Here is a 13,614-nt window from a genome sequence, read left to right on the forward strand (position 1 = left end):
GGTCGGGGGCCCCACCCGGTCACCAGCGGTAGTGGGCGAAGGCCTTGTTGGACTCGGCCATCTTGTGGGTGTCCTCGCGCTTCTTCACGGCGGCACCGAGGCCGTTGCTCGCGTCGAGGATCTCGTTCATCAGGCGCTCGGACATCGTCTTCTCGCGACGGTCCTGGGCGTAGCCGACCAGCCAGCGCAGGGCCAGCGTGGTGCTGCGGCCCGGCTTGACCTCGATCGGGACCTGGTACGTCGCACCACCGACGCGGCGGGACTTGACCTCGATGGCCGGCTTCACGTTGTCCAGGGCGCGCTTGAGGGTGACCACGGGGTCGGTGCCGGTCTTCTCACGGCAGCCCTCGAGGGCGGAGTAGACGATGCGCTGCGCGACCTGCTTCTTGCCGTCCTGCAGCACCTTGCTCACCAGCTGGGAGACCAGCGGGGACCCGTAGACCGGGTCGATGTCGATGGGGCGCTTCGGCGCGGGACCCTTGCGCGGCATGTCAGCTCTTCTCCTTCTTGGCGCCGTAGCGGCTGCGGGCCTGCTTGCGGTTCTTCACACCCTGGGTGTCGAGGGAACCGCGGATGATCTTGTAGCGGACACCGGGCAGGTCCTTCACACGACCGCCGCGCACGAGCACGATCGAGTGCTCCTGGAGGTTGTGGCCCACACCCGGGATGTACGCCGTGACCTCGACGCCGCTCGACAGGCGCACCCGGGCGACCTTGCGGAGGGCGGAGTTCGGCTTCTTCGGGGTGGTGGTGTAGACGCGGGTGCACACACCGCGACGCTGGGGCGATCCCTTGAGAGCAGGCGTCTTGTTCTTGGACACCTTGTCCTGGCGGCCCTTGCGGACCAGCTGCTGAATGGTGGGCACCGGGTGGTTCCCTCTCTTTGTTCGCTCTACAGTGCTCGGCACCTTGCCGGGCACGATGATGTTGCTCTTGCCTCACGTTGGGTGGTGCGCACGATGTCTCCGCGGGTGACCGGCGGTCGATTTCGCGCACGCGCGACTGCCTGGTCGTCCCAGACACGAAGATCAAGCGTACTCAGTCACGCTGAGGCGGTCAAAACGCCGGTCCCCGCCTGATCTCCCGCCTGCGCGGGGGTCTCCGGCAGTCTTGCGCGCCGGCGGTCACGGCCCAGGAACACCCCGGCAGCGAGCACCACGCCCAGGATCGTCATGGCTCCCCCGCCGATCAGCGTCATGCGGGCGCCGAACTCCTCCCCGACCCAGCCCACGACGGGCGCACCGGCCGGGGTGCCGCCCATGAAGATCATCATGTAGAGCGCCATCACCCGCCCGCGCATCCCGGCGTCGGTGTGCAGCTGCATGAACGCGTTGGCCGCGGTGATCATGGTCAGCGCGCTCAGGCCGAGCAGCGGCGTGAGCAGCGCGAACGCGGCGTACGTGGGGGCGAGGCCGGCCACGACCTCCACGGCACCGAAGACGACCGCCGCGCCGATGATCAGCCGGTGCCGGACCGTCTCGCGGCGGGCGGCGACCAGCGCCCCGGTCAGGGATCCGACCGCCATGAAGGTGCCGAGCAGGCCGTACTCCGTGGGGCCCTTGCCGAACACCTCGGTGGCCATCAGCGCCGAGGTCATCTGGAAGTTGAGCCCGAAGGTGCCGGTGAAGAAGACCACCGCGAGCACCAGCATCAGGTCGGGGCGTCGGCGCACGTAGCGGACACCGGCCCGGATCATGCCCGGCTCCCGGGGTGCGGGCGTCGGTGAGTCCAGGGCCCGGGTGTCGAGGCGCTGGAGGGACAGGATCGGCGCGGCGTAGCTGATCGCGTTGAGCAGGATCACCCAGCCGGTGGCGACCGCGCCGCCACCGAGCGCCGCGATCAGGACGCCGGCGACGGCGGGGCCGACGATGCGGGCCGCGTTGAAGCTGGCGGAGTTGAGGCCGACCGCGTTGGTGAGGTCGGCGGGCTCGACCAGCTCCGAGACGAAGGACTGGCGGGCCGGGGCGTCGAACGCGGCGCCGACGCCGAGCACGAAGGCCAGCACGTAGACGTGCCAGATCTGGGCGGTGCCGGTCACGGCGAGCAGGCCGAGCACGAGCGCAGGGGCCGACATCATCACGTTGGTGATCTGGAGCAGGCGGCGCTTGGGCACGCGGTCGGCCACCAGGCCGGCGAGCGGGGAGAGGACGAGGAACGGGAGGAACTGCAGGCCGGTGGTGATGCCGATGGCGGTGCCGCTGTTGGCGCTGAGCTGGAGGACCAGCCAGTCCTGGGCGACGCGCTGCATCCAGGTGCCGACGTTCGACACGACACCGCCGGCCGCGTAGAGCCGGTAGTTCGTGTTGTGGAGCGCGCGGAAGGTGGGACTCATCCGTGGTCCCCGCCGAGGCGCGAGGGGAGCGAGTGGCTTGGTGGGGTGATGGTCAACTAGAGGAGAGCCTTTCGAGGATCGGGGCCGCCTGGCGGAGGACGGCACGTTCGTCAGGGGTGAGCTCCGCGAGTCGGCGAGCCAGCCAGGCATCACGGCGTCGGCGGTCGGCCAGGAGGGTCTCGCGCCCACGGTCGGTGAGCGCGACGACGACCTGGCGGCCGTCGGTGTCGTGCGGGCGGCGGGCGACGTGCCCGCCCTCCTGCAGGCAGGTGACCGTGCGGGTCATGGACGGCGGCTGCACGCGCTCGTGCGCGGCGAGCTCGCCGACCGTCATCTCGCCGTTGCGGTAGAGCGACCCGAGCACGGCCATCGCGTTGATGCTCAGCTCGTTGTCCGGGTGCCGCTCGTTGGCCAGGCGCCGCCGCAGCCTCATCACCGACAGGCGGAGCTGCGAGGCGAGCCCGGCGTCCGTGCGGGCAACCTTCTCGACCGTGGGAACCATGTCGTTAGCCTAACTCATTACCCGTGCTAAGTATTCCTGGTTCCGAGTGGCCGGTCCTGAGGGCACACGAGCGACGACCACGCCCGGCACGTGGGGCCGGGCGTGGTCGTCGGTCAGGGCCGGGGTGCTCCCCCGGCAGGGCTCAGCTGAGCCAGTCGGTCAGGGGGTGGATGCCGAAGTAGAGGACGAACAGCGCCGACACCACCCACATGAGCAGCTTCACCTCGGCGGCCTTGCCGCGCACGATCTTGAGGAAGACGAAGGCGATGAAGCCGGCGCCGATGCCGGCCGTGATGGAGTACGTGAACGGCATCAGCACGATCGTGAGGAACGCCGGTATCGCGATCTCGAGGTCGTCCCAGTCGATGCCCTTGACCTGCTGCATCATCAGGAATCCGACCAGGACCAGCGCCGGTACGGCGGCCTCGGACGGCACGATCGCGACCAGCGGTGCGAAGAAGGTCGCGAGCAGGAACAGCACGCCCGTGATCACGCTGGCCAGGCCGGTGCGGGCGCCCTCGGCGACGCCGGACGCGCTCTCGATGTACGACGTGTTGCTGGAGACGCCGGCCGCGCCACCCGCCGCTGCGGCGATCGAGTCGACGACCAGGATCCGCTCCATGTTCGGCGGGTTGCCCTCCTCGTCGAGCAGCCCGGCCTCGGACCCGATCGCGGTCATCGTGCCGAGGGTGTCGAAGAAGTCGGCGAGCAGCAGCGTGAACACGAACAGCGCGGCGACCACGATGCCGGCGTTCTCCCAGGCCCCGAGCAGGTTGAACTCGCCGAGCAGGCCGAAGTCCGGCGTACCGACGACGTCCTTGGGCCAGCCCGGGACGCTCAGCCCCCACGCGGTCGGGTTGTAGAGGCTGCCGTCGACGTGGCCGTCGTCCGCCGGGACCGTGAACGGGCCGGTGCCGCCGACGTCGGCGATCGTCTCGACGATGATCGCGACCAGGGTGGTCACCGCCATCGAGATGAGGATGGCGCCCTTGACCCGGCGCGCGTGCAGCGCGATCAGCAGCAGCAGGCCGAACACGAACACCGCGACCGGCCAGCCCTGGAGCTGGCCGTCCCAGCCGAGCGTGACCGGGACCGTGGTGCTCGGGAGCAGTGGCGTGCGGTGCACGAACCCGGCGTCGACCAGGCCGATCAGGGCGATGAAGAGGCCGATGCCGACCGAGATCGCGACCTTGAGCTGGGTGGGCACCGCGGAGAAGACCGCCCGCCGGAAGCCGGTGAGCACCAGCACCAGGATCACGATGCCCTCGAGCACGACCAGGCCCATCGCATCGGCCCAGGTCATCTCCTTGGCGAGCACGAACGCGACGAACGCGTTCAGGCCCAGGCCCGTGGCCAGCGCCAGCGGGTAGTTCGCGACGACACCCATGAGGATCGTCATCACGCCGGCCACGAGCGCGGTCGCCGCCGCGATCATGGCCAGGTCGGGCGCGTCGCCGCCGCCGAGGAACTGCCCGTCGACGTCGGGTGCGTAGCCGAGGATCAGCGGGTTCAGCACGATGATGTAGGCCATCGTGAAGAAGGTGACGACACCGCCGCGGACCTCGCGGCCGAGGGTGGACCCACGCTCCGAGATCTTGAAGAACGAGTCGATGCGGTGCGTCCGGGTCATCAGGTCGTTGCTCACGGGACCGCATCGTGGCAGATATCTGTGTCGTGCAACAGACGCGGGTGTCACGGCGGGATCACACCGTCGACTAGATTGAGGTCGTGGAGCCGCCCGAGCAGCCGAAGACCCACGAGATCGGCAAGCGCACCTACATCGTGGCCGACGTCGAGCCCCTCGACGTCGACGGCGTCCGGACGGTCGAGGTCGGCGTGGGGCTCTGGATGCTCGCGTTCATCGGACTGCTGCCGTTCTACGGCCGGCTCGAGGACAGCGGGCGGGTCTGGTGGCTGTGGACCTGCCTGGCCGGGTTCGGCCTGGGGCTGTTCGGCCTGGAGTACTGCCGTCGCCGCCGCAACCGCCGCCGCGAGGGCAAGCCGCTCGCGATCTGACCGGGTCGGTCAGAAGGACTCGATCTCGTCCAGCGTCATCGTGTCGAACACCGGGTCCGGAAGCGGCACCGGCTGCTGCTTCTTGCCGAGCTGCACCTCGGAGTGCGCACCGCAGCCGTGGTCCAGCGACACGACCCGGCCGTCGTCGTTGGCGTTGCCGTTGGCGCAGACGCCGAACAGCTCCGACAGCGGGCCGGCGATCCGGAGCAGGAAGCCGCACGACGTGCACGAGCCCGGGGCGGACTGCGCCAACGGCGAGGACGGCCCGCCGTCGCCGTCGTACCACCGCTGGGCGGCGAGCTGTCGGCCCTCGACCGAGAGCGTGCGGACCCGGCCGAGGCCGAGGTCCTGCGCGACCTGACGCACCTGCGCCTTGTCGTCGGCGTCGAGAGGGTCGTCGCCGAAGGAGTACGTCGGCACGAGGCGCGGGTCGTCGTCCTCGACCGGGAGCAGGTCGCCCGGGGACAGGTCGCCCGGCTTGATCCGCTCCTTCCACGGCACCCACTCCGGCGCGACGATCGCGTCGTCGCCGGGGGTCAGCACGACCTCGTCGAACGTGACCGCCTTCTGGCGAGGGGCGCGGGCCACGGTGACCGACCAGCGCCAGCCGCGGTAGCCGGCACGGGTGCAGGCGAAGAAGTGGCTGACCACCCGCTCGCCCTCGACCTCGTGACCGAGGTGCTCCCCCACGTCGGCGCTCCCCACCTGGTCGGTCAGGAACGCGCGGGCGGCGTCGACGGCACCCACGAGGGCGGCGTCGGGACGGGTCCGCGCAGCAGTCATCACAGTGCGCGATTGTGTCCCATGCCCGCCCGTATTGTCTTGTCGGGTCAGGAAATCGGGGTGTCCGGGGGGTCCGACGGGGGTGAGCTGCGGCGTACGGGGCAGGATGGCGGCATGACCCAGCAGCCGCCCGCGGACCGCGAGCGGTCGCACGCGTCGGGCGAGGAGTCCTGGGCCGAGGACGGCGCTCCGCACACCGCCGGCGACGGTGCGAAGCGGGCGGCCCGGGCCGGTGCCACCGGGGCCCGGGCGGTGGCCCGCGGCACCGCCCGCGCCGGTCGCGCGACGTACCGCTTCGCCCGCCGCGCCTCGCAGGCCGAGGGGGCCGGACAGTCCGGGTTGTCCCGCCTGATCGAGCTGCACGCGTTCAACGCCGCCGGCGACGCCGCGGTGGCCATCTCGCTGGCCGGCACCCTGTTCTTCCAGGTCCCGACCGGGGAGGCGCGGGGCCAGGTGGCGCTGTTCCTCGGCATGACGATGCTGCCGTTCGCGATCGTGGCGCCGCTGATCGGGCCGTTCCTCGACCGGTTCAGCCACGGCCGCCGCTGGGCGATCGGCGGGACCATGGCGATCCGGGCGTTCCTGTGCTGGGTGCTGGCCGGAGCGGTGGTCACCGAGTCCTACGCGCTGTTCCCGGCCGCGCTGGGCGTGCTGGTCGCGTCGAAGGCGTACGGCGTCACGAAGGCCGCCGCGGCCCCGCGCCTGGTCCCCGAGGGGGTCACGCTGGTCAAGGCGAACGCCCGGATCTCGCTGGCCGGCGTGGTCGGGGCCGGCATCTCCGCACCGATCGCGGCGCTGGCGGCGACGTTCGGCGGGGAGTGGTCGCTGCGCTACGGGTTCGTGCTGTTCGTGGTGGCCACGATCCTGGCCATCCTGCTCCCGTCGAAGGTCGACTCCAGCCACGGCGAGGCCCGGCTGGAGCTCGGCCCGGGGCCGACCGCTCAGCAGGACGGGAGCAGGCAGCGGCGGCCCGGGCTGCGGGTGCCCGCCTCGGTGGCGTTCGCGCTGCGGGCGAACTGCGGGCCACGGTTCCTGACCGGCTTCCTCACCATGTTCATGGCGTTCCTGCTCCGCGAGAACCCGATCGACGGCTGGGAGGAGCGGCCCGAGATGCTGCTCGCGCTGGTGATCGGCGCGGCCGGCCTCGGCAACACCCTCGGCATCGCGCTCGCCTCGCTGCTCAAGCGGGTCAACCCCTCGGTCACGGTCGTGCTCGCGCTGCTCGCCGACGCCGTGCTGGTGCTGCTCGCGGCGCTGTTCTACGGCCTGCTCTCCCTGGTCGCGCTCGGCCTCACCGCCGGCCTGGCCCAGGTGCTGGCCAAGCTGTCGCTGGACTCCACCATCCAGCGCGACGTGCACGAGCGGGTGCGGACCAGCGCGTTCGCCCGCTCCGACACGCTGCTCCAGCTGGCGTGGGTGGTCGGCGGGTTCGTGGGCATCGCGATGCCGCTCGACCCGCCGCGGCTCGGCCTCGGCATCGGCTTCGCGGTGCTGGCGGCCTGGACGGTGTTCGTGCTGGCCAACCCGCCCGGGCGGAAACGCCTGGCCACCCACTGATCCCCCGTCAGCCGGGGAATCGCGAGGAGGCCCCTCAGAGCTCCAGCTCGTCCGCCAGCGCGCGCAGCAGCTTGGCGGTCGGGCGTGCGGTGCGGGCGTCGGGGTGCCGGCCGCGGCGGTAGGACTCGCCGACGTCGTCGAGCAGCCGGATCAGGTCCTCGACGATCGCGACCATCTCCTCCGGCTTCTTGCGCTGCGCCTTCGCCTGCGCGCGCGAGACCGAGGCCGGGGCGTCGAGGAGCCGCACCTGCAGCGCCTGGTCGCCGCGGCGGCCCTGGGCGATGCCGAACTCGACCCGGGTGCCGGCCTTGAGCGTGGCCACGCCCTCGGGCAGCGCGTCGCGGCGCACGTAGACGTCCGGGCCGTCCTCCTGGGACAGGAATCCGAACCCCTTGTCGGCGTCGTACCACTTCACCTTGCCAGTGGGCACTGGGATGACCTCGTTCTCGATCGTGCGTGCTTGCGAGGCGTCAGCCTATGTCGCGGCGCCGAACGGGCGCCATCGGGTTCACCGGTAGCGGTCGTCGAGCACGTCGTTCATCGACCCGGACCGGAACCCCCGCGGGTCCACCGCCGCCTCGACGAAACCGGCCGCGAGCACGGCGTCGAGCACCGCCCGCTCCCCCACCGACCCGGTGGCCAGCGGCCCGGCGACCAGCGCGGCGTCGACCTCGACCGACGCGCGGTCGCCGAGGTCGCGCACCCGCAGGTCACGGGCCGGGGTCCCGGCCTCCGCCAGCACCCGTCGTACGGCGGTCTCGGCGCGCTCGACCCGGGCCAGGCGGTACGGCGAGACCTCGATGCCGTAGGCCACCCGAGACGACAGGCATGCGGCCGCTGGCTTGTCCCAGGTCGGCAGCTCCCACCGCCGCGAGGCCGCCCGGACCTGCTCCTTGGTGAACCCGACGTCCTTCAGCGGGGTCACCGCGCCGCGCTCGGACGCCGCCCGGATCCCGGGCCGGAAGCCGGCCAGCGCGTCGTCGGCATTGGTGCCGGTCGCGACCGCGGCCAGCCCGTGCTCGTCCACCAGCGGGCCGAGCACGTCGAGCAGCTCGGCCTTGCAGAAGTAGCACCGGTCCCCGGCGTTCGCGCGGTAGCCGTCGCGGTCCATCTCGTGGGTCTCCGGCGTCAGCACCCGCACCCCGAGGTCCTCGGCGAACGCCCGCGCGGGGTCGCGCTCGGCCAGCGGCAGGGAGTGGGAGTACGCCGTCGCGGCCGCCACCCGGTCCGGTCCGAGCGCCCGAACGGCCGCGGCGAGCAGGAACGCCGAGTCGGCACCCCCGCTGAACGCGACCAGCACGGACCCGAGCTCCCGCAGCCGGGCCTCGAGGTCGGCCAGCCGGAGGTCGAGAACGTGCCCGTCCAGCCACGCCGGGAACTGGGTGAGGTCGTCGAGCACGACGTGCGTGCCGGCGGCCTCGAGCTCCTCGCGGGTGCAGCCGCCGGTGAGCACGGAGACGCTGGTGACCCCGGCGGCCAGCGCCCCCTCGACGTCGTGGACGTGGTCGCCGACGTAGACGCCGGCACGCTCGGTCCGCAGCACCTCGCCCTTGCCGGCACCCCACACCCAGCCCTCCAGGTGGTCGATGTCGAGGCCGAGGTGGTCGACGTGCAGCTGCGCGTTGGGGGCGTACTTGCCGGTGACCAGCAGGATCCGGCCGCCGTGGCGGCGTACCGCGGCCAGGGCCTCGTGCGCGCCGGCGAACACCGGGGTCGGGGCCACCGCGTGCTCCGGGTAGAGCGCACGGAACCGGTCGCCCGCCGGCGCGACCGCGTCCTCGGCCAGGTGGTCGCGCAGCAGGTGCTCGAGCGGAGGGCCCAGCCGGGCGGTCATCGCCTGGGTCGGGAAGACCACCCCGAGCTCGACGGCGAGCGCGTCGAGGGTCGCCGCGAAGCCCGGCGCGGTGTCGATCAGCGTCATGTCGAGGTCGAAGCCGACGACGAGCTGATCCATGGGAGCAACCCTAGGGTGCGTCTCCCAGGTCCGCGCAGCAGGCGTACCGACCTGGGAGCCGCACCCTGGGGCTGTGGCGTTCCGATTGCCCCGACCGCGTCCCGGTGCGACGATGGCGCCCTTCGCGGAGTCTGATACGGATGGGGTGCATGATGCGAGCGGCCCTGGCCCGGGGCGCCACCGGATTGTTGGCGCTGACGGCTGCCTTCGTCGCGCCCTGGACCGTCGTTCCGTCCTCGGGAGCCGCGGACCACGCGCCGTCCGACGACCTGTACCTCGTCGCCCTGCGCGCGCCCGGCACCAGCGGGTACGACGGCGGGCTGGGCGTGCGCGACTACCGCGGCGCCGTGCTCGCCCAGCAGGACTTCCTGCTGCAGCGGGTGGACGCGCCCGATCCGGTCTACCGCTGGACCACTGCGCTCAACGGGTTCGCGGTCCGGCTCACCGGCGCCCAGGTCGACCAGCTGCGCGCAGCCCCACAGGTGCGGATGGTCGAGCGCGACACCGTCCGCCGGGTCACCGGCACCTCGACCCCGGCGCCCCCGGGTGCGGTCGGCGACGGCTCCGGCCGGGGTGGACGCGGGGTCGTGATCGGCCTCGTCGACACCGGCGTGCACCCGGGCAGCCCGGTGTTCGCCTACAGCCCCGAGCTCGGCTCGCGGCCCTCGGGCTACCGCGGCACCTGCGAGGCGACCGGCCGGTGGCGGCGCACCGACTGCAACGACAAGATCGTCGGGGCCCGCTACTTCGTGGAGGGCTTCGGGGCCGACCGGCTGCGGGCCGGCGCCGACACCTCGCCGTACGACGACGACGGGCACGGCACCCAGCTGGCCTCGCTGGCGGCCGGGAACGCCGACGTACCCGCCCTCGACGGCGACCAGGACCACGGTGTGTTCTCCGGGGCCGCGCCGCTGGCCCGGATCGCGGCCTACAAGGCCTGCTGGTCCGCCCCCGACCCGGCCGACGACGGCTGCTCCAGCGCCGACGTCGTGTCCGCGATCGACGCCGCGGTCGCCGACGGGGTCGACGTGCTCAACCTCGCGGTCGCCGGCTCACCGGGCCTCGACGCGGTCGACCTGGCCCTGCTCGGCGCCGCCGAGCGGGACGTGGTGGTCGCGGCGGCGGCCGGCAACGACGGCAGCGAGGTCGGGCACGCCCAGCCCTGGGTCACCACCGTGGGAGGCACCACCGGGCCCCGGCGGCTCGGGGCGCTGGTGCTCGGCGACGGCACCCGGCTGGCCGGCGCGTACACCGCGACCCGCGGGGTCCGTCCCACCCCGCTGGTCGACGCGGCGACCATCCCGGCGCCCGGCAGCGACGAGCGCGACGCCCGGCTCTGTGTCCCCGGCTCGCTCGACGCCTCGCGGGCCGCCGGGCGGATCGTGGTCTGCGAGCGCGGCCGGGTCGGGCGGGTGGACAAGTCTGCGGCGGTCCGGCTGGCCGACGGGGTCGGCATGGTGCTGGTCAACGCGTCCGGGGAGGGGCTGCCCGCGGACTTCCACGCAGTGCCCACGCTCCACCTCGGTGCCGCCGACGGAAGGGCACTGCGCCAGCGGCTCGACCGCGGCCGGGTGGTCGGCCGTCTGGTGCGGACCACGGCGCCCGCGGGCAAGCCGCAGGTCCTCGCGGTGACGCCGTCCGGCCGCACCGGCACGGGCGTCGTCAAGCCGGACCTGGTGGCGCCGGGAGCGCAGCTGCTGGCCGCGACGTCGCCGTCCGGCAGCGGCCCGCGCTGGACGCTCACCGCCGGCACCTCCGCTGCCACCGCCCGCGTCAGCGGCTGGGCGGCCCGGGTCCGTGCCGCGCACCCCGACTGGTCCGCGGCCCGGGTGCGTTCGGCCCTGCTGACCAGTGCCACCAGCACCGCCGGCGAGCCGGTCTCGCTGCGGCAGGGTGCCGGCCTCCCCCGTCCGGCCACAGCCCTCGACCCCGGCCTCGTCTACGACGTCCCGGCCACCGCCTGGCGCGGGGCCCTCGACCGCGACACCGCCGGCCGTCTCAACCTGCCCTCGGTGCTGGCCGCGGGCGGCACCCGGGTGGTCACCCGGCGGGTGACCAACGTGTCCGGCCGGGCGTCGTACTTCTCGTCGCGGGCGTGGGGCTTCACCCGGCACCGGGTGACCGTCACCCCGGCCGCGCTCCGGATGCCGCCCGGCGCCACCCGGACCGTGCGGATCCGGATCACCCCCACCGGCGCCCCCGGTGCCGGTCCGGGCCGGGTCGACAGCGGCTGGGTCGCCTGGACCCGCTCCGACGGCACCCGCGCCCGCATCCCCGTCGTCCTCCCCTGACCGCCGAAGTGCCCCGGATTGCGCCCCGAGGTGCCCCGGATTGCGAGGAGACCCGCAAGTCCGGGCACCTCGGCCAGCAAGACCGGGCACCTCGGCGGGGTCAGGCGTCGCGCTTCTCGAAGAGGTAGTAGGCGAGCAGCATCAGCGCCGCGGCGAAGGTGCCGAAGACCAGGAAGCCGCCGACCGCGTTGAGCGGGTCGCCGAAGACCGAGTCGGCGGAGGGCTCGCGCTGCATGATCCGGCCGCCCGCGTTGAACGGGAGGAAGCGGGTCAGCTCGCGGTGGTCGCTCAGGCCCGGGACGATGAAGATGCCCTTGATCAGGGTCTCGATCGCCATCGGCCAGAGGTACATCGCGACCAGCGCGAAGGTCTGGTTGCGGAACAGGATGGTCAGGCTCATCACCACCCAGGTCAGCAGCACCGTGTAGACGACCCGACGGCCGATCGCAGCCAGGAGCGCGGGCAGGTCGTAGTGCAGGCCCAGGCCGGCGAACCACAGGGTCGCGACCAGCAGGGACACCACGCACGTCGCGATCACGACCACGGTCACCCACGCCGCGGCGACGACGTACTTCGACGTCCACACCGCCCCGCGCTGGGGCAGGGCGGTGAGAGTCGCGCGGATCATGCCGTGGCGGTACTCGTGGCCCCAGCTGAAGATGCCCACGATCGCGACGATGTAGGCGACCAGGTAGAACATCGGGTCGAAGTTCGAGAACTGGGTCGTCATCATCTCGAGCACGATCAGCGAGTCCGACCGGGACGTGGTCTCGTCCGCCAGGTCGCCCGAGCCCAGCCGCAGCGCCATCGCGACCAGGAACGTCAGGCTCACCGCCGCCATGACCGCGCCGCCGCTGATCCACCAGGTGGAGCGCAGGGTGGTGATGCGTCGCCACTCGTACTTCAGCGCCGCGGTCATCCCCGGCCTCCGTTCTCGTCGCCGTGCTGGTCGCGGTGCAGGTCTCGCTGCTGGTCTCGCTGCTGGTCGGCGGCCGGGTCGCTGCCCGGTCCGGGCGCGCCGTACGGCGGCTCCGGCGGCGGCTGCCACCCCGGCGGCGGACCCTGCTGGGCGGGCGGCCCGTAGGGACCGGGTCCGCCGGGCGGCGGGCCCCAGGGGCCACCCGGAGGCGGACCGTACGCCGCGCCCGGAGGCGGACCGACGGGTGGGCCCTGCTGCGATCCGGGCGGACCCGCCGGCGGACCTCCCCAGCCGGGACCGCCCTGCTGCGGGCCGGGCTGCTGCCAGCCGACCGGGCCGGGCGCGTGTGCCTGGAACTCCTGCGCGCCGCCGGTGATCTCGAGGAAGGCGTCCTCGAGCGATGCCTCGCGGGTGACCAGCTCGTGCACCCGGATCCGGTTCTCGAAGGCCAGGTCGCCGACCTCGGCCGCGGTCAGGCCGACGATCGAGAGCTCGCCCTCGCCACCGGCGGTGACCGAGCCCCGGCCGGCGAGCCGCTGCCCGACCAGCGCCGCGAGGTCGTGTGCCTGCGGGGTGCGGACCAGCACGTGGTTGAGGCCGCTGCGCTTCGTGAACTCCGCGACCGGGCCGTTCGCGATCATCCGGCCGCGCCCGATCACGACCAGCTCGTCGGCCATCAGCGCCATCTCGCTGAGCAGGTGGCTGGACACGAACACGGAGCGGCCCTCGCTGGCCAGCGCCTTGAGCAGGTCGCGCATCCAGCGGATGCCCTGTGGGTCGAGGCCGTTCGCGGGCTCGTCGAGGATCAGCGTGTGCGGGTTGCCCAGCAGCGCGGCGGCCAGCCCGAGCCGTTGGCCCATGCCCAGCGAGAACGTCCCGGGCTTCTTGCCGGCCACGTCCGAGAGGCCGACCATGCCGAGCACCTCGTCGACCCGGCCGTCGGGGATGTCGTTGGCGGCGGCCAGCATCCGCAGGTGGTTGCGCGCGGTGCGGGTCGGGTGGAACGGCTTGGCCTCGAGCAGCGCCCCGACGTGCCGCATCGGCTGCTGGATCGTGGTGAACGGACGGCCGTCGAACGTGCAGGTGCCCTCACCACGGTCGAGGCCGAGCATCAGCCGCATCGTGGTCGACTTGCCCGAGCCGTTGGGTCCGAGGAACCCGGTCACGGTGCCGGGTCGTACGTCGAACGACAGCTGGGTCACCGCCGGCTTGCCGCCGTAGCTCTTGCTCAGGCCTCGTGCCTCGATCACCGCCATCGGC

General features: G+C 72.9%; 13 protein-coding genes. 3 read left to right on the plus strand and 10 right to left on the minus strand.

Going from position 1 to position 13,614, the window contains the following annotated elements:
• Positions 1-19: 19 nt before the first annotated feature.
• The 5 genes from rpsG to EKO23_RS14885 all read right to left on the minus strand — a co-directional run bounded on the left by rpsG (position 20) and on the right by EKO23_RS14885 (position 4,464).
• Positions 20-490: a 30S ribosomal protein S7 gene (gene rpsG / locus EKO23_RS14865; protein ID WP_134718629.1), complete on the minus strand. Its 471-nt coding sequence runs from the start codon at positions 488-490 to the stop codon at positions 20-22.
• A 1-nt stretch (position 491) separates the two neighbouring features.
• Complete coding sequence (gene rpsL / locus EKO23_RS14870; RefSeq protein WP_056681807.1) at positions 492-866, minus strand: 30S ribosomal protein S12; 375 nt, start codon at positions 864-866, stop codon at positions 492-494.
• A 176-nt stretch (positions 867-1,042) separates the two neighbouring features.
• Positions 1,043-2,332 carry an MFS transporter gene (locus tag EKO23_RS14875; RefSeq protein WP_134718631.1) on the minus strand — a complete coding sequence of 430 codons (1,290 nt, stop codon included), beginning with the start codon at positions 2,330-2,332 and terminating at the stop codon, positions 1,043-1,045.
• Between the two features lie 52 nt (positions 2,333-2,384).
• On the minus strand, positions 2,385-2,834 hold the full coding sequence (locus tag EKO23_RS14880; RefSeq protein ID WP_134718633.1) for a MarR family winged helix-turn-helix transcriptional regulator: 450 nt from the start codon (positions 2,832-2,834) through the stop codon (positions 2,385-2,387).
• A 142-nt stretch (positions 2,835-2,976) separates the two neighbouring features.
• A complete protein-coding gene (locus EKO23_RS14885; protein WP_134718690.1) occupies positions 2,977-4,464 on the minus strand; it encodes an NCS2 family permease in 1,488 nt (495 codons plus the stop codon).
• A 98-nt stretch (positions 4,465-4,562) separates the two neighbouring features.
• Between EKO23_RS14885 and EKO23_RS26200 the strand changes: the two genes are divergently transcribed.
• Complete coding sequence (locus EKO23_RS26200) at positions 4,563-4,850, plus strand: DUF2530 domain-containing protein (RefSeq protein WP_246051102.1); 288 nt, start codon at positions 4,563-4,565, stop codon at positions 4,848-4,850.
• 9 nt (positions 4,851-4,859) lie between these two features.
• On the opposite strand, the gene EKO23_RS14895 is transcribed toward EKO23_RS26200, so the two are convergent.
• Positions 4,860-5,633 (minus strand): DUF3027 domain-containing protein, encoded by a 774-nt coding sequence (locus EKO23_RS14895; RefSeq protein ID WP_134718635.1) that lies wholly within the window; start codon positions 5,631-5,633, stop codon positions 4,860-4,862.
• A gap of 114 nt (positions 5,634-5,747) precedes the next feature.
• On the opposite strand from EKO23_RS14895, the gene EKO23_RS14900 reads away from it, so the two are divergent.
• Positions 5,748-7,190, plus strand: a complete 1,443-nt coding sequence (locus tag EKO23_RS14900) for an MFS transporter (RefSeq protein ID WP_134718637.1) — start codon at positions 5,748-5,750, stop codon at positions 7,188-7,190.
• A 34-nt stretch (positions 7,191-7,224) separates the two neighbouring features.
• Here EKO23_RS14900 and EKO23_RS14905 read toward each other — a convergent pair whose 3' ends face one another.
• Positions 7,225-7,620: a cold-shock protein gene (locus EKO23_RS14905; RefSeq protein ID WP_134718639.1), complete on the minus strand. Its 396-nt coding sequence runs from the start codon at positions 7,618-7,620 to the stop codon at positions 7,225-7,227.
• A gap of 78 nt (positions 7,621-7,698) precedes the next feature.
• Positions 7,699-9,144 carry an ATP-dependent sacrificial sulfur transferase LarE gene (gene larE / locus EKO23_RS14910; protein ID WP_217702638.1) on the minus strand — a complete coding sequence of 482 codons (1,446 nt, stop codon included), beginning with the start codon at positions 9,142-9,144 and terminating at the stop codon, positions 7,699-7,701.
• Between the two features lie 149 nt (positions 9,145-9,293).
• Here larE and EKO23_RS14915 point away from each other — a divergent pair, with 149 nt between their 5' ends.
• Complete coding sequence (locus tag EKO23_RS14915; protein ID WP_167880492.1) at positions 9,294-11,435, plus strand: S8 family serine peptidase; 2,142 nt, start codon at positions 9,294-9,296, stop codon at positions 11,433-11,435.
• Between the two features lie 100 nt (positions 11,436-11,535).
• On the opposite strand, the gene EKO23_RS25690 is transcribed toward EKO23_RS14915, so the two are convergent.
• Positions 11,536-12,354, minus strand: a complete 819-nt coding sequence (locus tag EKO23_RS25690; protein WP_175582698.1) for a hypothetical protein — start codon at positions 12,352-12,354, stop codon at positions 11,536-11,538.
• Complete coding sequence (locus tag EKO23_RS25695) at positions 12,351-13,610, minus strand: ATP-binding cassette domain-containing protein (RefSeq protein WP_175582699.1); 1,260 nt, start codon at positions 13,608-13,610, stop codon at positions 12,351-12,353. Before EKO23_RS25695 ends, EKO23_RS25690 begins: the two co-directional genes overlap by 4 nt.
• Positions 13,611-13,614 lie beyond the last annotated feature (4 nt).

The sequence above is a fragment of the Nocardioides guangzhouensis genome (genome assembly GCF_004519545.1).
GTDB lineage: Bacteria > Actinomycetota > Actinomycetes > Propionibacteriales > Nocardioidaceae > Nocardioides > Nocardioides guangzhouensis.

Bases quoted from the DNA above. Each gene is read 5' to 3' on its own strand.
- rpsG (WP_134718629.1), bottom strand. From the start codon at position 490: ATGCCGCGCAAGGGTCCCGCGCCGAAGCGCCCCATCGACATCGACCCG.
- EKO23_RS14875 (WP_134718631.1), bottom strand. From the start codon at position 2,332: ATGAGTCCCACCTTCCGCGCGCTCCACAACACGAACTACCGGCTCTAC.
- EKO23_RS14880 (WP_134718633.1), bottom strand. From the start codon at position 2,834: ATGGTTCCCACGGTCGAGAAGGTTGCCCGCACGGACGCCGGGCTCGCC.
- EKO23_RS14885 (WP_134718690.1), bottom strand. From the start codon at position 4,464: ATGACCCGGACGCACCGCATCGACTCGTTCTTCAAGATCTCGGAGCGT.
- EKO23_RS14895 (WP_134718635.1), bottom strand. From the start codon at position 5,633: ATGACTGCTGCGCGGACCCGTCCCGACGCCGCCCTCGTGGGTGCCGTC.
- EKO23_RS14900 (WP_134718637.1), top strand. From the start codon at position 5,748: ATGACCCAGCAGCCGCCCGCGGACCGCGAGCGGTCGCACGCGTCGGGC.
- larE (WP_217702638.1), bottom strand. From the start codon at position 9,144: ATGGATCAGCTCGTCGTCGGCTTCGACCTCGACATGACGCTGATCGAC.
- EKO23_RS14915 (WP_167880492.1), top strand. From the start codon at position 9,294: ATGATGCGAGCGGCCCTGGCCCGGGGCGCCACCGGATTGTTGGCGCTG.
- EKO23_RS25690 (WP_175582698.1), bottom strand. From the start codon at position 12,354: ATGACCGCGGCGCTGAAGTACGAGTGGCGACGCATCACCACCCTGCGC.
- EKO23_RS25695 (WP_175582699.1), bottom strand. From the start codon at position 13,610: ATGGCGGTGATCGAGGCACGAGGCCTGAGCAAGAGCTACGGCGGCAAG.